This window comes from Gemelliphila sp. 1F1, assembly GCF_056897515.1.
Genome location: NZ_JBXHBE010000001.1, coordinates 73,697 through 93,076, shown reverse-complemented (window position 1 = coordinate 93,076; position 19,380 = coordinate 73,697). Strand labels below are relative to the sequence as shown.

The following is a 19,380-nucleotide window of genomic DNA, read 5'->3' as shown; positions in this document are numbered from 1 at the left end:
TTTAATACTCCATAAATAATAGTGATGAATATGAAAGAAAGTATTATTTATAATTTAATTTAAGTTTTCTTTCGATATATCATCACTATAATTATTTATATGCTAGTTTTCGTTTTCTATTATTTCTTCTTTTTCTGCTAATGTTACAGTAGCTACTTTTTGAGAATCAACTAAATTAATTAATTTAACTCCTGTTGCAGTTCTTCCTAGTGTATTAATCATAGATATATCTATTCTTATTATTATTCCTTGATCAGTCATAACCATTAAGTCTTCATTTCCACTTATAGTTTTTACAGCAACTATTTTACCTGTTTTTTTCGTTATTTTAGCTACTCGGATACCTTTTCCACCCCTATTAGTAACTTTAAACTCATTTTCTTTAGAGATTTTTCCTATACCATTTTCTGTTACAGTAAGAATTTTTTTATCTTTATTAATAACCTGCATTCCTATAACATAGTCATCTACACCTAGAGTGATACCTTTAACCCCTCTACTAACTCTACCCATTTGACGAACTTTTTCTTCATTAATTCGAATAGCTTGACCTACAGCAGTAACAATCATTATATCATTATTTTTAGTTATTTTTTGAACTTCAATTAATGTATCATTATCATCAAGTTTTAAAGCTATTTTTCCTTTTTTCATTATACTAGCATAGTCTGCAAGATTAGATTTTTTGATGACTCCATATTTTGTAACAAATACTAAACTTGTATCTTCTTCATTCAAATCTGAAATTGCTATAATTGAGTTTACTTTTTCTTCTTTATCAATTTCCAGAAGATTTATTATCGGTATTCCTTTAGCTTGTCTACTCATCTGATTAATTTCATAACCTTTTAACGTGTACACTTTTCCTTTGTCTGTAAAGAATAAAATATGATCATGTGTAGAACAAGTAAGCATATATTCAATATTATCCTCATCATTTGTAGTCATACCATTTATTCCACGACCACCACGTCCTTGTGATTTATAAGTACTAGCTGCAAGACGTTTAATATATTGATTATAAGATAATGTTATTACTATCTGTTCTTTTTCTATAAGATCTTCGTTTTCTATTTCGTCTATTTGTCCTTCTACTATAACACTACGGCGTTCATCATTATATTTATTTTTAATTTCTAGAAGTTCATCTTTAATTATTTGAATTACTCGATCTTCTTTTGATAAAATATCTTCTAAATCTTTTATAAGCTCTATAAGCTTATTATATTCTTCTTCAATCTTACCTCTTTCCAAACCTGTAAGTCGCTGCAATCTCATATCTAATATTGCTTGAGCTTGGATTTCTGTTAAATTGAATCCCTGCATAAGACCAATTCTTGCTTCATCAGTAGTTTGTGAAGAACGAATAAGCTCTATTATTCTATCTATGTTATCTAGTGCTATTCTTAGACCTTCTAAAATATGAGCTCTATCTTTAGCTTTTTTTAAGTCAAATTTAGTTCTTCTTACTATTACTTCTTTTTGATGTTCTAAGTAATAATATAAAGTTTCTTTTAAATTTAACGTTTTAGGGCGTCCATTTACTAGAGCTACCATATTAACTCCGAAAGAACTTTGCAAAGGAGTTAGCTTGAATAGATTATTCAAAATTACATTGCTATTAGCATCACGTCTTAATTCGATAACGATTTTTATTCCTTCTTTTAGGTTACTTTCATCACGTAAATCTGTAATTCCTTCAATTTTTTTCTCACGTGCTAAATCTGCTATTTTTTCCACTAATTTTGCTTTATTAACTTGATAAGGAATTTCTGTTATAAGTATGCGCTCTTTACCGTTTTTCATCTTCTCAATAGAAGTTTTACCTCGCATAATTATAGATCCACGTCCTGTATTATAAGCTTTTACGATACCACTTTTTCCTAGGATAAGCGCACCTGTCGGAAAATCAGGACCTTTTATTTTAGTCATAAGTTCATTAATAGATATTTCTGGATTATCTGCTAAAGATATAACTCCGTCTATAACTTCACCTAAATTATGTGGTGGTATATTAGTTGCCATACCTACTGCAATACCACTACCTCCATTTACTAATAAATTAGGTATTCTTGCTGGTAGTACTTTAGGTTCTTTTAGGCTACCATCATAGTTATCTTGATAGTCAACAGTATCTTTATTAATATCTCTCACCATTTCAGAAGCTATTCTACTAAGTTTAGCTTCTGTATAACGCATAGCTGCAGCACTGTCTCCATCTATAGAACCAAAGTTACCTTGTCCTGCAACCATAGGATATCTACTATTAAAATCCTGTGCTAGCCTAACTATTGTTCCATAAGTAGCTGAATCTCCATGTGGATGATATTTCCCCATTACTTCTCCGACTACAGTTGCACTTTTTCTAAATGATTTGTCATATGTAAGACCTAATTCATTAAAAGCATACAGTATACGTCTATGAACAGGTTTTAATCCATCACGCACATCAGGCAATGCACGCGAAACTATAACACTCATTGAATAATCTAGAAATGAATTTTCGATTTCGGTAGTTATATTGCGTAGTGTAATATTTTTCTCTTCCATTTATTTTCCTTTCATTATATATCTAAATTAACAACATTTAATGCATTTTCTTCAATAAATTTACGTCTAGGTTCTACTTTTTCTCCCATTAAAGTATCAAATGCTGCATCAGCAATAATGGCATCATCTATACTTACTTTATACATACGTCTAGTTTCTGGATCCATAGTAGTTTCCCATAACTCTTCTGCATTCATTTCTCCAAGACCTTTATATCTCTGAACGCTATATTTTTTATCTTTAGCATAGTTTTCTATATCATTTTTTAATTCTTCTTCAGTAAATGAATAATAAACTTTTTTTCCTACTTTCAAGCCATATAAAGGTGGTCTAGCTATATAAATATGTCCCGCTTCTATTAACTCCTTCATGTATCTAAAGAAGAATGTGAGTAATAATGTTCTTATATGACTTCCATCAACGTCAGCATCGGTCATAATTACTATTTTATGATAGCGTAATTTATCTACGTTCATTCCTTCTCCAATTCCCATACCAGCAGCTGTTATTAGAGAACGAATTTCATCACTTGCCAATACTCTATCAATTCTTACTTTCTCAACATTTAATATTTTACCTCTAAGCGGTAATATAGCTTGAAAATTACTATCTCGTCCTAGTTTAGCACTACCACCAGCAGAGTCCCCTTCGACTAAAAATAGTTCACACTTACTTGCATCTTTACTAGAACAATCCGCTAATTTTCCTGGTAAATTAGTAAATTCTAAAGCATTTTTTCTTCTAGTAGATTCACGTGCTTTTTTAGCAGCTATTCTGGCTCTTGATGCTTGGATAGCTTTTTCTATTATCGTTTTTGCGACTTTAGGATTTTCTAATAAGAATCTATCAAATTCTTCTGAGAACAATTTGTTAGTTATTGTACTCATTTCTGAATTTCCTAATTTTGTCTTAGTTTGTCCTTCAAACTGTGGATTAGGATGTTTTATAGAGATTATTGCAACCAATCCCTCACGAACGTCATCACCTGTTAAAGTTTCTTTTTCTTTTATAATATTATTTTTTTTACCATAACTATTTATAATCCTAGTTAATGCTGTCTTAAATCCTGATTCGTGAGTACCTCCTTCATGAGTATTTATGTTATTTGCATAACTTAATATATTATTAGAATATCCCGAATTATATTGCATTGATATTTCTACTTCTTTTCCATCCATTTCAGAATGTATATAGATAGCTTCGTGAATAGGATCTTTGTTTTCATTTAACATAGCCACATATTCTAAAATACCACCTTCGTAAAAGAATACTTCTTCTTTTATATCTTCTAGGCGTTCATCACGTAAAGTTATTGTAATACCTTTATTTAAGAATGCTAATTCTCTTATACGTGTTCTCAGTATATCATATTCGTAAATAGTAGTTTCTTGGAATATTGTAGGATCAGCTTTAAATCTAATAATAGTCCCTGTTTTATTAGTTGAACCCACTATCTCTAATGCTTGTACTACTTCACCTTTTTCAAAAGACATAGCATAAATATTACCATCTCTATGAACTTCTGCTTCTAAATTAGTAGACAATGCATTAACTACACTAGCTCCAACTCCGTGTAATCCACCAGATACCTTGTAGCCTCCGCCACCAAACTTTCCTCCAGCATGTAATACCGTAAGTATAACTTCTAAAGCAGGTTTACCTGTTTGCTCCTGTACATCAACTGGTATTCCTCGACCGTTATCCTCTACTCTTATCCAATTATCTTTTTCTATAGTCACTATAATATTATCACAATAACCTGCTAATGCTTCGTCTATAGAATTATCTACAATCTCCCATACCAAATGGTGTAATCCTCTACTTGAAGTTGATCCTATATACATACCAGGTCTTATTCGAACAGCTTCAAGTCCTTCTAAAACTTGTATTTGATCAGCATTATATTCTTGATTAATTTTCTTCTCTACCATTTTAAATCCTTTCAATATTATCACTATCGTCATCAATAGTTCCATTCTTTATATGGAAAACTATAGCATTATCTAGTAAGTCTTTTGTTATCTCATTAACTGATGGTGTCGTAATAAATGTTTGCACCTCATTATTTATTATAGATAACATTTTTTCTTGTCTATTTTTATCCAATTCACTTAAAACATCATCTAAAAGCAAAATTGGATATTCTCCTGTTTTTTCTTTTAAAAAATAAATTTCTGCTAATCTTAATGATAAAACTATACTTCTTTGTTGTCCTTGGGAAGCAAATTGCTTCGCATCCATATCATTAAGTAAAAATAATAAATCGTCGTGGTGTACCCCTATCTTTGTACTTCCATTATTTATATCATCATGCATTCTTCTCATCATAATTTTTCTTAACGATTCTTCATTAAATTTATCATCTTCAATATTATTAACTTTCAATGATTCCATTACTGATGATTTGTATATTATTTTTAATTTTTCTTTATTATCCGAAATTTTCAACATAGTATCGTAAGCAAAACTATTAATTTTTTTTACGAAACTTACCCTTTCTTTAGTTATATAAATTGCCAACTTGGCTAACTGTAAAGTTAATGTTTCTAAATACATTTTTGATACTTCATCATTACGATTTTTTCGCATTTCTTTGAGAAAAGTATTACGTTGTTTTAATAAATGTTTATAGGTCAAAGAATATTTATGATATATTTTAGAAAATTGATAAAATTCTCTATCAATAAAATCTCTTCTTAGTGATGGGGAACCTTTCACTAATTGTAAATCTTCTGGAGAAAATAAAACAATATTTAACTCTCCTACAAAATCAGTTAATTTTGATCTTTTTATTCCAGAAACTTTAGCATTTTTTCCTTTTTGATTAATTGCCAACATAATATCTTTTTCAGTATAATTATCTTGAAGAATACATGATACACATGTAGCTTCTTCACCAAACTTAATACATTCTGTATCTTTTTTAGTTCTAAAACTCTTTCCTAGAGCAAGTAAAAAAATCGATTCAATAATATTTGTTTTTCCGTTAGCATTATCCCCTACCAAAACATTCAATGACGGGTGTAAATTGATATTTATAAAATCGTAATTTCTAAAATATAATAAATTCAAATTTTTAATTTTCATTTACAATTAAATATTTCTCGTCAAATAGTTCTACTACATCGTTGTTATATAATTTCTTACCACGTCTATTTTCTTCTTCATCATTTAAAACAACATTATTATCTATTAGAAAATGTTTAGCTTCTCCTCCAGAACCTATGAAACCTTCAATTTTTAGAAATTGTGTCAAAGTTATAAATTCACTATCAATAAAAATTTTTTTCATACAACCTCCATAAAATTAAAACTAGATGCAAAACGCATCTTAACCTATTAATTATACCATACTAAACTATATTTTACAATTTTGAAACAGTAATTATACAGCTAATATCCATATATCAAGAATTTGTGTAGATAAAATTAAATTAATATTTTATTTTATGAATAATATTATAAATTTATATTTTTACGACAAAACATATCGCCTTAATTTACATTTTTACACTACTGTTATATAATTTAAGTAGGTGGTGATCTTATGAATATTAAACATAAAATAGAAAAAATTTTAAACGAAGAAGTTATAGATATTAAAAAAACTAGTTACGGAATTACAAACAACAACTATATCGTATCTACAAAAACAAAAAAATATTTTTGTAGAGTTCCAAAGGATAACTTATTATTATCTAAGAAAAACAATGAATCAGAAGCATTAAATATACTACAAGAAGAGCCTTATTTCCTAAAACCTGTTTATTATAGCCAAAGCTTGCTAATAACTCCTTTCCAAGCAAATGCAAAAACATTTATATCTAACAAGAATCTTTCAACAATAGTTGAAATAGCACGTATTTTAAAAGATTTTCATAATAAAAAATATATTGTAGAAAATGAATTTAATCCGCTAACTAAATTCAAACAATATTTTGAACAATTAGAAAATGACAATAACGATATAAGCAAGTACATATACTTATTAGATGACTTCGAAAAAGTTTATAGCCCTGACCGTTTATGTCACAATGATTTAGTAGAGGGAAACTTTTTATTTGTAAAAAATAATATTTACTTAATTGATTTTGAATATTGCGGACTTAATGATTATTATTTTGATATAGCTAGTTTTATATCAGAAAACAATTTAAATTATCAAGAAACAGTTACATTTTTAAAAAACTATTTTAATGATGAGCAGTGCAACTTCGAAAAATTAGATACATTCTTAAAATTTGCAGACCTTCTTTGGTACACTTGGGCATTGCTTCTCTATGAAAAAAGAGGAGAAGAAGTATATAAAACCATATTTGAAGAAAAACTAAATAATTTAAAATATCCAAGACAAATTAAATATTAGGAGAATTATATGGACTTAGGAAAAATTGGATTTGGAACTTACAAACTAGTAGATGAAGAACAAACAGTAAAAGCTATACATTTCGCATTAGAAAATGGCTATAAACTTATAGATACTGCATCATACTATAATAATGAACATATTATCGGAAAAGCTATAAAAGATTTAAACAGAAATGATTTTTTGGTAACTACAAAAATTTGGCCAACTGACTTATCATATGACGATGCAATGCGCTCATTTGAAGCTAGCTACGAAAAACTTAATGGAAAAATAGATATTTTATTAGTACATTGGCCTCATCCAGACAAGTATTTAGATGGTTATAAAGCATTAGAAGAACTGAAAGAAGAAAAAGTAGTAAAAGAAATCGGTGTTGCTAATTTTGAAATAAGACACCTAGAACAATTAAAAAATAAAGCAAATATCAAACCTTTTCTAAATCAAATAGAGGCACATCCAAAATTTGCTCAAAACGAACTGCATAGATATCTTGAAAAAGAAAATATTTTGTTGCAATCTTGGTCGCCTACTGCCCGTGGAAAATATAACGATGATGAAATTATTACAGAAATAGCAAAAAAACACAATGCAACTACTACTCAAATTTTATTAAGTTGGCATGTAACTAGAGGTTATCATCCAATTCCGAAATCTTCTACCCCTAAACATATTTTAGAAAATATACAAAGCTCTAAAATTAAGTTAGAAAGTGATGATATGATAAAATTAAATAGTTTAGATAGTGGTTTAAGACTTGGACATAACCCCGAACTATTCCCATATGAAAAATAACTAAAAGATTAATATATAAAAATAAAACTAGTCTAAAAAATTTAGACTAGTTTTATTAAGTTAATCTAGGAATTTTTAAAGATTGACCTACTGTTAAATTATCATTGTTTAAGTTATTTTCTTGCTTTATTGCATCAACTCCCGCTTGAGCATTTGTATCTCCATACGCTCTAGCTGATATTTCAAATAAAGTATCACCTGATTTTACAACATAGCTAGATCCAACAGTTATTGATAAATTACTCTGTGTTTGCTCAGTTGTACTATTAGTATTGTTTTGTGATTGATTTTGACCTTGTGTTGAATCATTGCTTGAAGAAGGTGAAGATGCACTAGGCATTTGTTGATCTTTCTTTTCTTCTTGTGGAACTTGCGCAACATTTTGACTATTACTAGTTGTAGTAGTTACTTTGTTACTAATATTTTGTCCCAAAAATGTTAATAAATATAATAACACTGGTGTTATTAATATAAGAACTATCGCTATTAAACTATTTCTTACTTTCTTATTCATATTTATTCTACAACCTCAAAATATTCTTTATAAAAGCCTCCTATTTTTCCACTATTATCCTTTATAAAAATATATTCATCTGTTTCGTTAACTACTTCATACACTTTTCCTACTGTAAGTACATTGTTTACAGTAAACTTCTTAGCATTGACGTTTATTACTTTTACTTGTTTCATAGTCTTTCTCCTTCAAAATAAAAATTCTTATCTTTCAATTTATTGTAACATATATTTGAAATAATTAAAAATACTATAAGTGATAAAATTAATGAAATTACAACAGGCTCTACAAAAGTTATTTTGTAAAATCTTTTAAAAATTATATAGCTTATTAAACCTATCGCAGTGGAAGCAAAAGCTCCGTACTTCTCTGCCTTTTTCCAGTATAGTCCCAAAATTATTGGCCATAAAAATGTCGCTTCTAAACCTCCAAAAGCAAATAAATTAATTTCGACTATCAGTGATGGCGGAGTAATACTAATCATTATCGCTAATAATATAATTATTAAATTAACTATATAAACTAGCATCGGTATTTTTTTGTCCGTAATTCTATTTTTTATCAAACTAATATTTAGCAACACATCCTTTACTAAAGTAGAAGAAACTAACAAAAATTGTGCATTGACAGTTGTTATTATTGCTGCCATTGGAGCCGAAAGAACTATGGCAACTAAATACCAAGGTAAGATTTTTAAAGCTACTATAGGTATTACTGAATCATAATCTGTTATATTAGGGAATACTCCTCTTGAAATAACTCCTATAAAATGAACTCCAAACATAACTATAAATATAACTATAGTTCCTATAATAATTGATTGTTTTAAGCTACGATTATTTTTGTACAACATTGAATTTATGGCAATTTGAGGTATTCCTACTAAACCTACACCTACTAACACCCAAAATGAAGATACATATATACTCGTTAAACTTTTATCCGCTCCGTACGGAGTTAATAAATTTGGATTTTGGCTGTATAAATTTTGCATTATAGAGTTTATTCCTCCACCATAATTAATTATAGCTAAAAACAAAACAACTGTTGCAAAAATCATAATCATACCTTGTATCATGTCCGTTATTAGTATATTTCTTAATCCACCGAATACAACACAGAATAAAATTATTAATGAAATAATTAATATACCTTTTTTGTAATCTATGTTTAATAAGGCAGATAAAAGTTTTGCTCCACCTATCCATTGTGCTGACATAGCTGCTAACAAAAATGCAATCATAGCTGTTGCAGATACATTAGCCAAAAATTTTGATTTATAACGATGACGTAAATAATCAGTTATTGTAATAGCATTTATTTTCTTCGCAATTGATTGAAACTTTCTAGCTAAAACTAATAGTACGAAATATCCTGCTGTTACTTGAATAACAGCTAACAATACCCATCCTAATCCTAATTTATACGCAATTCCTGGTCCTGATAAAAAGGTAGAAGCCGAACCATAAGTAGACATCAATGTTATAGCTAGTATAACTCCACTTACTTTTCTATCAGCTAAATAATATCGTTCAAAAAAACTACCTTTAAAATTTTTTGATGAATTAAATTTACTAATTAATAAAGGCATTAAAATTATAGTTAAAAATATCAAAGAAAATAAAATTACAATTTTATAATTTTCTATATTATTCATTTTCGTTAAATCGTCTTTCTTTTTCTATATCTTTGTTAAATATTATATTACAAATAATTATTAGCAACACAATAACAAAAATACTTACAACTACCGAACTGTAGAAAAACCATTCTGGCATTCCTAAAATATATTTATAGTCTTCTACAGCAACATTTTTATATTTTATATAAGCAAAATAATACCACAGTACAAAATGTATGGTTACTAAAAATATAGCATAAATATAATCTTTATTTTTCATCTTCAAGCCCCGTAATATTAGAAAATATAGTATATATATTAATATAAAATACTTTTACCAAATCTACCACTAAACTTCCTAACAGAACACCTGCAACAACATCTGTTACATAATGTGCTCCAACTATTACCCTTGCTATACAAATCAAAATTATAGCTATAGGTGCGATTTTTTTTATAACATCTACCTTTTTATTGTTAACTATAAATATCAATGATAAGAAAAATAATGTTGCTACTGTAGCATGACCACTCGGGAAACTAAAACCATCATACATTTCTAATGGTCTTGGTCTTTGGATAATATTTTTGAAAAATAACGCTAATATTGAACCAAAAAATGCAGTAGACAGAATAAATATTGATTTCTTATAGTATTTTGTAAAAAATAAAAATAAACCCAGTAATCCCATAAGTAAAAGTAATATTTTATCATGTAATAAATAAGAAATAAATTTGCCTATACTACTAAAAAACACACCACCAAAGACAGAAGTTGCTATATCAGATAAAATATAATCAAATAAATTATTGGGATATACTACTGCTATTAGTAAAAGCATAAAAAAAGCTAATATTTTTAAGTATGTTGTTATTTTAATATTTTTCAAAACTATCCTCCACTAAATGAACTATTTTTTTATAAAAAGTTTCAACATTATTTATTATGTTTTTCTCTTGCTTATAATTAATTATATTATCTTTATAATGTTGGAGATTATTGTAGAAAGCTAATATTTGTGCACTATCAAATCCATATAAATCTTCTTCGTTTACTACCTTAGAAAATCCTTTTCGCAAGAAAAATTGTGCATTTTCTAGCTGATCACCTCTACTTTGATTTGTTCCTAAAGGAATTAATATTGAAGGGATGTTTAATGCCAAAAATTCATAAATTGAATTTGCTCCCGCACGAGATATTGTAAAGTCAGTTATCGAAAAAATATCAAACAATTCTTTATTAACAAATTCAAATTGTTTGTATCCGTTTTTTTCTATATCATTATTATAAAATCCTTTTCCGACTATATGAACAATTTGAAATTCTTTTAGTAATTCTTCTAAATTGTTCCAGATAAACTCGTTTATTATTTTGGATCCTAAAGAACCGCCCATAATCAAAATAACAGGCTTGTTATTATTAAATTGACAAAGCTCATACCCTTTTTGTTTATTACCAGAATAAATATCATCACGAACTATTGCTCCAATTAAGCTAGATTTATCGTGTGGTAAATAATTTAAAGTTTCTTCAAAAGTTGTAAAAATATGATTACAAAATTTTATATTTATTTTATTTGCCAGTCCTGGACTTAAATCTGATTCGTGTAATATTGTAGGTACTTTTAATAATTTTGCTGCAATACATACAGGTACGCTAACAAAGCCTCCTTTAGAAAAAACAAAATTTGGTCGTTCTTTTCTAATTATTTTGATAGAATCAAATATCCCTTTAATAACTCTAAAAGGATCAGTGAAATTTTTAAAATCAAAATATCTACGTAATTTTCCAGAACTTATAGGATAATATTTTATATTATCTATTTTATTTACCATCTCTTTTTCTATTCCTTGCTTGCTACCTATATAAGATATTTTATATCCATTTTTAGCAAATTCGGGGATTAACGCTATATTAACTGATACATGACCTGCAGTTCCTCCCCCTGTGAATAATACTTTTTTCACGGTTATTCCTCTTTCAATTTTTTTTCTAATTTTTCTGATACTGCCGTAGGAACCAATTTTGTAAGATCAGCTCCAAAACCAGAAACTCCCTTTACAATACTTGAACTTATAAAAGAATATTTTGTATTTGTCATCATATAAAACGTTTCTATACTATCATCTAAAACTTTATTCATAGATGTAAGTTGCATTTCATATTCAAAATCAGATACTGCCCTAAGACCTCTAACTATAATATTAGAATTAACTTTTTTAGCATAGTTTACTAACAAACCAGAAAAAGTATCAACTCTTATATTACTTCGTTCTGATAATTCTTTTAAAGAATCTTCTATCATATCAATTCTTTCTTCAAGTGTAAATAAATATTTTTTATCTGGATTAACAAGAATAGCAACAATTATTTCATCAAAAATTTTGCTACTTCTTTCTATTATATCCATATGACCATTAGTTATTGGGTCAAAACTTCCTGGAATTATAGCTATTTTCTTTTTCAATATTATTTCTCCCTATAATTATAAATAGTAATCTTTATGCTACCATACTTTTTTTCTTTTTCTATTTCAAGTCTTTCATCAACAAAATTTATCGTTTCATCACTACTAGATTCACATACAATAGTAGAATTATTTTCTAATAAATTATACTTTAATAAATTTTCTAATGCATTGTCTATTATTTTTTTGTTGTAAGGGGGATCTAAAAAAACAATATCAAATTTTTCGCCCTTTTTTGATAATATTTTTAAAGCTCGCAAATAATCATTTCTATAAACAGCGTAGTTTTCTTTAGGAATTTTGCATTTTTCTAAGTTACTATTAATAACTTTCACTGCGTCTATGCTGCCATCTATAAAAATCACATTAGAAGCCCCTCTACTAAGAGCTTCTATACCTAATCCTCCACTACCGCCAAATAAGTCTAAAACTTTTGTATCATGACAATAAAGCATATTGAATAAACTTTCTTTTACTTTATCGGTTGTTGGCCTAGTTCCCATTCCTTCTAGACTATTTAATTTAATTGATCTATACCTTCCTGATATTACTCTCATTATAAATTAATACTCCTTAGATACTTCAAGTGATTTATCCAATTTAGCGAAATCAAATGACAATTCAGTCAATTCTGATTTTATTATTTTTTTTACATATTTTTTTGATTCTAGTTCTAATATTATATTATCAGCTTTACTTTCATCAACATATAAACAAATATATCTATTTTTTTTTGAAAAAGATATTACATTCCCGTATTTTTCTAATTTCTGTATATCTCTTACATGTTTAAAATAAACATATATTCCTTGTCTTTTTTTTTCAAACAATTCCATAATTATCCTCTACAATACAATTGCAGCATCCACTCTACCTTTATCATCAATATTTATTACTTTTACTTGAACAGTATCACCTATATTAACAACATCTTCTACTTTTGCTACTCGTTCTTTTGAAAGTTTTGAGATATGAACTAATGCATCTGTTCCTGCAAATAATTCAACAAAAGCTCCAAATTTCTCTATTCTTTTTACTGTTGCTAAGTAAACTTCTCCTATTTCTGCTTCTCGCGTAATATTTTCAATAATTTCTATAGCTTTATTTATGTCTGATATGCTTGTAGAAGCTATAAATACATCTCCATTTTGTTCAATATCAATCTTAACACCTGTTTGTTCAATAATTTCATTAATAACTTTTCCTCCAGAACCAATAACATCTTTAATTTTCTCTGGTTTAATTTTAATTATTTTTATTTTCGGTGCATATTCAGAAACTTCTTCTCTAGGCTTATCAATAATACTATTCATATGATTAAGTATTTCTAAACGTCCTATTCTAGCTTGCTCTAAAGATTCTTTAAGTATCTGTTCACTAAGTCCATCAATTTTTATATCCATTTGTAATGCCGTAATACCTTTTTCTGTTCCAGCAACTTTAAAATCCATATCTCCAAGATGATCTTCCATACCTTGAATATCTGTTAGTATAGTATAATTTTCATCTTTTTTTATTAATCCCATAGCTATACCAGCCACTTGAGCTTTTATTGGTACACCTGCTGCCATAAGAGCCATAGATCCAGAACAAATAGTAGCTTGTGAACTTGATCCATTAGATTCCAGTATTTCAGAAACTACTCGAATTGTATAAGGAAATTCTTCTTGGGAAGGTATTACTTGCTCTAAAGCTCTTTCTCCTAATGCACCATGACCTATTTCACGACGTCCTGGAGCGCGCATAAATCCGACTTCTCCAACAGAATACGCTGGAAAATTGTAATGAAGCATAAAGCGTTTATTTTCTTCTAAAGTTAAATCATCTATTATTTGTTCGTCAGAAATATTCCCCAATGTAACAACTCCTAAAGACTGTGTTTGTCCTCTAGTAAACAATGCTGATCCGTGTGTTCTCGGTAATATATCTATTCGGGAAGATAGTGGACGTATCTCTGTTAAAGCTCTACCATCTGGACGAACTTTATCTTCTGTTATTTCTCTTCTAACTTCATCTTTAACAATTTTATCTAATGATCCTTTTACTTCTTTAAGTAATGATTCTAAATCTTCTATTTCTAGTTGTTCATAAGAAGCCAGTACTTCTTCTTTTACTTTATTTATAGCATCATCTCGACTTTGTTTATCTTTTATAGAAATTGCATTTTTCATATCAGTAATAGATTTTTCATAAACTTCTTTATATACATCTTCATCTAAAAGTTTTAATACAACTTCCATTTTTTCTTGACCTATTTCTGATACAATATCTTGTTGGAATGATATCAATCTTTTTATTTCTTCATGGCCAAACATTATTGCATCCAACATAACTTTTTCAGATACTTCTTTAGAACCTGCTTCTACCATATTTATAGCATCTACAGTTCCTGCAACTTTTAAATCTATTAAAGATTTTTCTAAAGTTTCTACATCAGGGTTAATTATATATTTACCATCTACATACCCTACAGTAACTCCTGCTATTGGTCCTTTAAAAGGAATATTTGATACTGATAAAGCAAGAGAACTTCCTAGCATAGCCGCCATAACTGGATCACAATCATACTCTACAGATAAAACTGTAGAAATAACCTGAACTTCATTTCTAAATCCATCTTCAAATAATGGACGTATTGGACGATCTATAAGGCGTGCTGCTAAAGTAGCTTCAGTTCCTGCTCTCCCTTCACGACGTAAAAAACCACCAGGAATTTTTCCAACAGCATACATTTTTTCTTCATAATTTACAGTTAATGGAAAGAAATCTACATCTTTAGCTTCTTTTGAAGCAACGGCTGTAGTCAATACTACTGTATCTCCATATCTCACTAATACAGCTGCATTAGCTTGACGAGCAACCTCTCCTATTTCAACTATTAAATCTTTATCAGCTAACGTTGTTTTATATACTTTTTTTTCTTGAAACATATCTGCACCTTTCATTCTTATTTTTTCAATACAAAATCACTACTATATTATACTATGTAAGAACTTAAAATACAATGAAATATAACCTTTTAATAATATAAAATTATAATTATTACTAAATTTTAATAAATTATTTTTCTATAATTTTTTGATTGCTTATAATTATTCATAAATATTTTTATCATCTATACTCAATATAAAATAAATTAAAAATAGGATTAATGATTTTATCATCAATCCTATTTACTATAAAATATAGATCTTTAACATTATTTATTTAATGTAACATATTGCTGAATAGCGTCACATACATATTGTGCTGTTCCATTTCCAAATTTATCTAAATTATTTTTAAATTCTTCATTTTGAACATATCCATAACCAATACTTGAAAATACATCTATTTTACAATCAAAAGCATATGTACAAATACACTTATGAAGTTGCTCTGCTAAATCTACGTTTTCTTTAGATGTAGCACTTATTCCATTCGACATATTTTTTGAAAAAGCAAAAAAAATTTTATTAAATTCATCTACGACTTCTTGCTCTTTTCCTTTTTGTTTCGAAATAGCTTGTTCAATAACTTCTTTGCCGTACTTATCTATTGCCTCTTGTTTGTATTTTTGATTATCCTGATATGTGAACCCATTAAATTTTTCTTCAATTGTCATATTTATCCTCCTTTCTTCAGAAATAATAGTTTTTTCTAATGTATTTATTAACGTTAGGAGTCTATCTTTCTCTTTATTCATTAATATTAATTGTTGTTTTAGTTTAGACAAAATTTTATCAGAATCTTCAATTAATAAATTTTTTATTTCTTCTAAAGAAAATCCTAAATACTTATAAAATAGTATTATCTGCAATTTAGACATGTCTTTTTCTGTATAGTATCTATAACCATTATCTTTCTTTTTTGGTATTAATAGCCCTATACTTTCATAGTGTCTTAAAGTGCGCACCGATAAGCCACTAAGTTCGCTTGCTTTCTTTATTAAATACATACGATACCTCCTAACAATATTAAGTATATTCTATGACGTTACGTTATAGTCAACTATTTTTTAAAAAAAATTTTTTCGAAAATAAAAAACAAACTACTATCATCAATAAATCTCATACTATTAGCTTTATTAATGACAATAGTTCATTATTTACTGAATATAATAATTAATCAATTATTAAAAAATCTGCAAAAACATCATTACCGTAAAATAAACCTTTTCTTGTCAAACTTAATATATTATTTTTTAATTTTAAATATCCAGCATTGATATTTTTCTCAATACTATCTTTATAAAGTTCTCTAGTTTTAATATTATACTTATTATCTACTACATCTAAATCTATTCCATTTAGTAATCTTAAACCTAAAAAAAATTGTTCTTCTATTTTTTCTTTTATCGTAACTTTGTTCTCAATTCTGCGAGCATGACCTTTTTCTAAAATACTCTTGATATAGAATTTTACAGGAGCTTGATTAGAATACCTTACACCATCAATATATCCGTGAGCTCCAGCACCTATACCATAATATTCATAATTTCTCCAATAATTGCTATTATGTATGCTTTCATACCCTTTTTTGCTGAAATTACTTATTTCATACTGATTAAATCCATTATCTTTTAAATAATTTATCGTTAAATCATACATTTGCTCCTCAACTTCATTAGTCGGTAAAATTATATGTTTACTCTTAACTTGATTATACAGTTTAGTTCTCTGCTCTAAAATTAATGAATAACAAGAAACATGAGTAATTCCATACGAAACTATTTTTTCCATACTAATTTGCAAATCTGAAATAGTTTGCTCTGGTAAAGCAAACATCAAATCAATATTAATATTATCAATACCTATACTCTTTAAATTATAAATAGCATTTTCAACATCAATCGCCCTATGTCCTCGTCCTATAATTTTTAATATCTTATTATTTAACGTTTGAACTCCCATACTAACTCTATTTATACCATAATTTTTCAAAATAGTAACTCTTCTCAAAGTTAAATCCTCTGGATTAGCTTCAAAAGAAAATTCTTTTAAATTAGACACATCTACTGTTTCATTAATAGATGATAACAACTTTATTAATTGTTCATCATTTAAAGCACTCGGAGTTCCACCACCTATATAAACAGTTTCTATACTATCATCACGTATTTGTTTTAATTCGATAATTAAACTATCTATATAATCATCAACAGGTTGATGTTGAATATAGAATTTATTAAAATCACAATAACTACATATATATTTACAAAAGGGAATATGTATATATATTCCCTTTTTACTATTTATTTTATTCATCATCCATTTTTAGAACAGCCATAAATGCATCTTGAGGTACTTCTACACTCCCTACTGCTTTCATACGTTCTTTTCCTTTTTTCTGTTTCTCTAATAACTTACGCTTTCTACTAATATCTCCACCATAACATTTCGCTAAAACATTTTTACGCATAGCTTTTATAGTTTCTCTAGATATTATTTTATTACCTATTGCCGCTTGAACTGGTATTTCAAATTGTTGTCTAGGTATTAATTTTTTTAATTTCTCTACAATCACTTTACCACGTTGATATGCAAACTCTCTATGAACAATAAAACTTAAAGCATCGACCTGCTCACCATTTAATAAAATATCCATTTTCACTAAATTACTTGGTTCATAACCCGTCATTTCATAATCAAATGAAGCATATCCTTTTGTGTTTGACTTTAGTTGATCGAAGAAATCAAATACTATTTCAGACAATGGAATATTATAAGTTATATTTACACGTGTAGAATCTATATAATCCATATTCAAAAATATTCCACGTTTCTTTTGACACAATTCCATTACAGAACCTACATAATCATTAGGTACCATTATACTCGCTTTTACATAAGGTTCTCTTATAGAATTAATTTTTTGTGGATCTGGCATTTCTGATGGATTGGATACTTCTATTTCAGTTCCGTCAGTCTGTTCAACTTTGTAAACTACTGATGGTGCAGTTGCAATAATATCAATATTAAATTCTCGTTCTATTCGCTCTTGAATAATCTCCATATGTAACATTCCCAAGAAACCACATCTAAATCCAAAACCAAGTGCTTGAGAAGTTTCTGCTTCATATTGTAAAGCTGAATCGTTCAATTCTAATTTCTCTAGAGCTTCTCTTAAATCGTTATACTTAGCTGAATCTATAGGATAAAGACCACAATATACCATAGGATTTAATTTTCTATATCCCGGTAATGCTTCCGTAGCTGGATTATGATAATTTGTTATAGTATCTCCTACTCTAGTCTCACTAACATTTTTAATAGAAGCACAAATAAAGCCAACATCTCCTACCGTAAGCTCATCAACTTGTTTTTCTTTAGGTGTATGTATTCCTACTTCTGTAACATCAAAGATGCCACCGGTCGCCATCATCTTTATTTTATCCCCTGGTTTTACTGACCCATTTTTTATACGAACAGAAACTATTACTCCTCTATAAGGATCATAAACAGAATCAAATATTAAAGCCTGCAAAGGTTCTTCAGAATCTCCATCAGGTGCTGGTATATATTCTACTATTTGCTCTAAAATTTCTTCTATACCTATTCCTGCTTTTGCAGATGCTAGAACTATATCATCTGTAGGTAGACCTATAACATCTTCTATCTCTGTTTTTACTTTTTCTGGATCTGCAGCAGGCAAATCTATTTTGTTAATAATAGGTATTATTTCTAAATTATTATCAAGTGCTAAATAAACATTAGCCAACGTTTGGGCTTCAATTCCCTGAGCAGCATCTACTACTAATATAGCACCTTCGCAAGCTGCCAACGATCTAGAAACTTCATAAGTAAAATCTACGTGCCCTGGCGTATCTATTAAGTGGAAAATATACTCTTCGCCATCTTTAGCTGTATATTTTAATTGAACAGCATTTAATTTTATAGTTATTCCTCGTTCTCTTTCTATATCCATGGAGTCAAGTAACTGTGCTTTCATTTCACGAGATTCTATAGCTTTAGTCTTTTCCAAAATTCTATCAGCTAAAGTTGACTTTCCATGATCTATATGTGCAATAATAGAAAAATTTCTTATTTTCTTTTGCCTATCATTTCTTTTATTCATTTATAATCTT

The 19,380-nt window shown here is 28.1% G+C and carries 19 protein-coding genes; 2 read left to right on the top strand and 17 right to left on the bottom strand.

The genetic code is table 11. The features are described 5' to 3' along the window. Nucleotides 1–102 precede the first annotated feature (102 nt). The 4 genes from gyrA to yaaA are packed head-to-tail and all read right to left on the bottom strand — an operon-like array spanning nucleotide 103 to nucleotide 5,842. Nucleotides 103–2,550: a DNA gyrase subunit A gene (gyrA, locus tag AC1XWJ_RS00375; RefSeq protein ID WP_483333790.1), complete on the bottom strand. Its 2,448-nt coding sequence runs from the start codon at nucleotides 2,548–2,550 to the stop codon at nucleotides 103–105. A gap of 14 nt (nucleotides 2,551–2,564) precedes the next feature. Next, nucleotides 2,565–4,481 (bottom strand): DNA topoisomerase (ATP-hydrolyzing) subunit B, encoded by a 1,917-nt coding sequence (gene gyrB, locus AC1XWJ_RS00370; protein WP_483334265.1) that lies wholly within the window; start codon nucleotides 4,479–4,481, stop codon nucleotides 2,565–2,567. A gap of 1 nt (nucleotide 4,482) precedes the next feature. Beyond that, entirely contained in the window at nucleotides 4,483–5,637 is a 1,155-nt protein-coding gene (gene recF, locus AC1XWJ_RS00365; RefSeq protein ID WP_483333789.1) for a DNA replication/repair protein RecF, read from the bottom strand. Then, nucleotides 5,627–5,842, bottom strand: a complete 216-nt coding sequence (gene yaaA, locus AC1XWJ_RS00360; RefSeq protein WP_483333787.1) for a S4 domain-containing protein YaaA — start codon at nucleotides 5,840–5,842, stop codon at nucleotides 5,627–5,629. Before yaaA ends, recF begins: the two co-directional genes overlap by 11 nt. 255 nt (nucleotides 5,843–6,097) lie before the next feature. Between yaaA and AC1XWJ_RS00355 the strand changes: the two genes are divergently transcribed. Further along, the gene (locus tag AC1XWJ_RS00355) at nucleotides 6,098–6,916 is read left to right on the top strand and encodes a phosphotransferase (protein ID WP_483333785.1); all 819 of its coding nucleotides are present in this window, start codon (nucleotides 6,098–6,100) and stop codon (nucleotides 6,914–6,916) included. Between the two features lie 9 nt (nucleotides 6,917–6,925). Then, nucleotides 6,926–7,711 (top strand): aldo/keto reductase, encoded by a 786-nt coding sequence (locus tag AC1XWJ_RS00350; RefSeq protein ID WP_483333784.1) that lies wholly within the window; start codon nucleotides 6,926–6,928, stop codon nucleotides 7,709–7,711. A 55-nt stretch (nucleotides 7,712–7,766) separates the two neighbouring features. On the opposite strand, the gene AC1XWJ_RS00345 is transcribed toward AC1XWJ_RS00350, so the two are convergent. The 13 genes from AC1XWJ_RS00345 to lepA all read right to left on the bottom strand — a co-directional run bounded on the left by AC1XWJ_RS00345 (nucleotide 7,767) and on the right by lepA (nucleotide 19,370). Beyond that, nucleotides 7,767–8,225 (bottom strand): LysM peptidoglycan-binding domain-containing protein, encoded by a 459-nt coding sequence (locus AC1XWJ_RS00345; RefSeq protein WP_483333783.1) that lies wholly within the window; start codon nucleotides 8,223–8,225, stop codon nucleotides 7,767–7,769. Between the two features lie 2 nt (nucleotides 8,226–8,227). Next, the gene (locus AC1XWJ_RS00340) at nucleotides 8,228–8,401 is read right to left on the bottom strand and encodes a DUF6501 family protein (protein WP_483333781.1); all 174 of its coding nucleotides are present in this window, start codon (nucleotides 8,399–8,401) and stop codon (nucleotides 8,228–8,230) included. After that, nucleotides 8,398–9,882, bottom strand: coding sequence for a sodium/pantothenate symporter (gene panF, locus AC1XWJ_RS00335; RefSeq protein WP_483333780.1), 1,485 nt, complete (start codon nucleotides 9,880–9,882; stop codon nucleotides 8,398–8,400). The genes AC1XWJ_RS00340 and panF overlap by 4 nt, the downstream gene beginning before the upstream one ends. After that, on the bottom strand, nucleotides 9,875–10,126 hold the full coding sequence (locus tag AC1XWJ_RS00330) for a DUF997 family protein (protein WP_483333779.1): 252 nt from the start codon (nucleotides 10,124–10,126) through the stop codon (nucleotides 9,875–9,877). Before AC1XWJ_RS00330 ends, panF begins: the two co-directional genes overlap by 8 nt. Beyond that, nucleotides 10,116–10,736 (bottom strand): phosphatase PAP2 family protein, encoded by a 621-nt coding sequence (locus tag AC1XWJ_RS00325; RefSeq protein WP_483333778.1) that lies wholly within the window; start codon nucleotides 10,734–10,736, stop codon nucleotides 10,116–10,118. Before AC1XWJ_RS00325 ends, AC1XWJ_RS00330 begins: the two co-directional genes overlap by 11 nt. After that, nucleotides 10,723–11,814, bottom strand: a complete 1,092-nt coding sequence (locus AC1XWJ_RS00320; protein ID WP_483333777.1) for an undecaprenyldiphospho-muramoylpentapeptide beta-N-acetylglucosaminyltransferase — start codon at nucleotides 11,812–11,814, stop codon at nucleotides 10,723–10,725. Before AC1XWJ_RS00320 ends, AC1XWJ_RS00325 begins: the two co-directional genes overlap by 14 nt. Nucleotides 11,815–11,816: 2 nt before the next feature. Continuing rightward, nucleotides 11,817–12,314: a pantetheine-phosphate adenylyltransferase gene (gene coaD / locus AC1XWJ_RS00315; RefSeq protein ID WP_483333775.1), complete on the bottom strand. Its 498-nt coding sequence runs from the start codon at nucleotides 12,312–12,314 to the stop codon at nucleotides 11,817–11,819. Between the two features lie 2 nt (nucleotides 12,315–12,316). Next, nucleotides 12,317–12,871: a 16S rRNA (guanine(966)-N(2))-methyltransferase RsmD gene (gene rsmD / locus AC1XWJ_RS00310; protein WP_483333774.1), complete on the bottom strand. Its 555-nt coding sequence runs from the start codon at nucleotides 12,869–12,871 to the stop codon at nucleotides 12,317–12,319. 6 nt (nucleotides 12,872–12,877) lie between these two features. Beyond that, a complete protein-coding gene (locus tag AC1XWJ_RS00305) occupies nucleotides 12,878–13,150 on the bottom strand; it encodes a DUF2129 domain-containing protein (protein ID WP_483333773.1) in 273 nt (90 codons plus the stop codon). A 9-nt stretch (nucleotides 13,151–13,159) separates the two neighbouring features. Next, nucleotides 13,160–15,244 (bottom strand): polyribonucleotide nucleotidyltransferase, encoded by a 2,085-nt coding sequence (gene pnp, locus AC1XWJ_RS00300; protein WP_483333772.1) that lies wholly within the window; start codon nucleotides 15,242–15,244, stop codon nucleotides 13,160–13,162. Between the two features lie 269 nt (nucleotides 15,245–15,513). Then, nucleotides 15,514–16,251, bottom strand: a complete 738-nt coding sequence (locus tag AC1XWJ_RS00295; RefSeq protein ID WP_483333770.1) for a MerR family transcriptional regulator — start codon at nucleotides 16,249–16,251, stop codon at nucleotides 15,514–15,516. A 166-nt stretch (nucleotides 16,252–16,417) separates the two neighbouring features. After that, nucleotides 16,418–17,560, bottom strand: a complete 1,143-nt coding sequence (hemW, locus tag AC1XWJ_RS00290; protein ID WP_483333768.1) for a radical SAM family heme chaperone HemW — start codon at nucleotides 17,558–17,560, stop codon at nucleotides 16,418–16,420. Beyond that, the gene (gene lepA / locus AC1XWJ_RS00285) at nucleotides 17,553–19,370 is read right to left on the bottom strand and encodes a translation elongation factor 4 (RefSeq protein WP_483333767.1); all 1,818 of its coding nucleotides are present in this window, start codon (nucleotides 19,368–19,370) and stop codon (nucleotides 17,553–17,555) included. The genes hemW and lepA overlap by 8 nt, the downstream gene beginning before the upstream one ends. Nucleotides 19,371–19,380: the final 10 nt, after the last annotated feature.

Excerpts from the sequence above, each read along its gene's own strand:
- gyrA (WP_483333790.1), bottom strand. The coding sequence starts at position 2,550 with ATGGAAGAGAAAAATATTACACTACGCAATATAACTACCGAAATCGAA.
- gyrB (WP_483334265.1), bottom strand. The coding sequence starts at position 4,481 with ATGGTAGAGAAGAAAATTAATCAAGAATATAATGCTGATCAAATACAA.
- recF (WP_483333789.1), bottom strand. The coding sequence starts at position 5,637 with ATGAAAATTAAAAATTTGAATTTATTATATTTTAGAAATTACGATTTT.
- yaaA (WP_483333787.1), bottom strand. The coding sequence starts at position 5,842 with ATGAAAAAAATTTTTATTGATAGTGAATTTATAACTTTGACACAATTT.
- AC1XWJ_RS00355 (WP_483333785.1), top strand. The coding sequence starts at position 6,098 with ATGAATATTAAACATAAAATAGAAAAAATTTTAAACGAAGAAGTTATA.
- AC1XWJ_RS00350 (WP_483333784.1), top strand. The coding sequence starts at position 6,926 with ATGGACTTAGGAAAAATTGGATTTGGAACTTACAAACTAGTAGATGAA.
- AC1XWJ_RS00345 (WP_483333783.1), bottom strand. The coding sequence starts at position 8,225 with ATGAATAAGAAAGTAAGAAATAGTTTAATAGCGATAGTTCTTATATTA.
- AC1XWJ_RS00340 (WP_483333781.1), bottom strand. The coding sequence starts at position 8,401 with ATGAAACAAGTAAAAGTAATAAACGTCAATGCTAAGAAGTTTACTGTA.
- panF (WP_483333780.1), bottom strand. The coding sequence starts at position 9,882 with ATGAATAATATAGAAAATTATAAAATTGTAATTTTATTTTCTTTGATA.
- AC1XWJ_RS00330 (WP_483333779.1), bottom strand. The coding sequence starts at position 10,126 with ATGAAAAATAAAGATTATATTTATGCTATATTTTTAGTAACCATACAT.
- rsmD (WP_483333774.1), bottom strand. The coding sequence starts at position 12,871 with ATGAGAGTAATATCAGGAAGGTATAGATCAATTAAATTAAATAGTCTA.
- AC1XWJ_RS00305 (WP_483333773.1), bottom strand. The coding sequence starts at position 13,150 with ATGGAATTGTTTGAAAAAAAAAGACAAGGAATATATGTTTATTTTAAA.
- pnp (WP_483333772.1), bottom strand. The coding sequence starts at position 15,244 with ATGTTTCAAGAAAAAAAAGTATATAAAACAACGTTAGCTGATAAAGAT.
- AC1XWJ_RS00295 (WP_483333770.1), bottom strand. The coding sequence starts at position 16,251 with ATGTATTTAATAAAGAAAGCAAGCGAACTTAGTGGCTTATCGGTGCGC.
- hemW (WP_483333768.1), bottom strand. The coding sequence starts at position 17,560 with ATGAATAAAATAAATAGTAAAAAGGGAATATATATACATATTCCCTTT.
- lepA (WP_483333767.1), bottom strand. The coding sequence starts at position 19,370 with ATGAATAAAAGAAATGATAGGCAAAAGAAAATAAGAAATTTTTCTATT.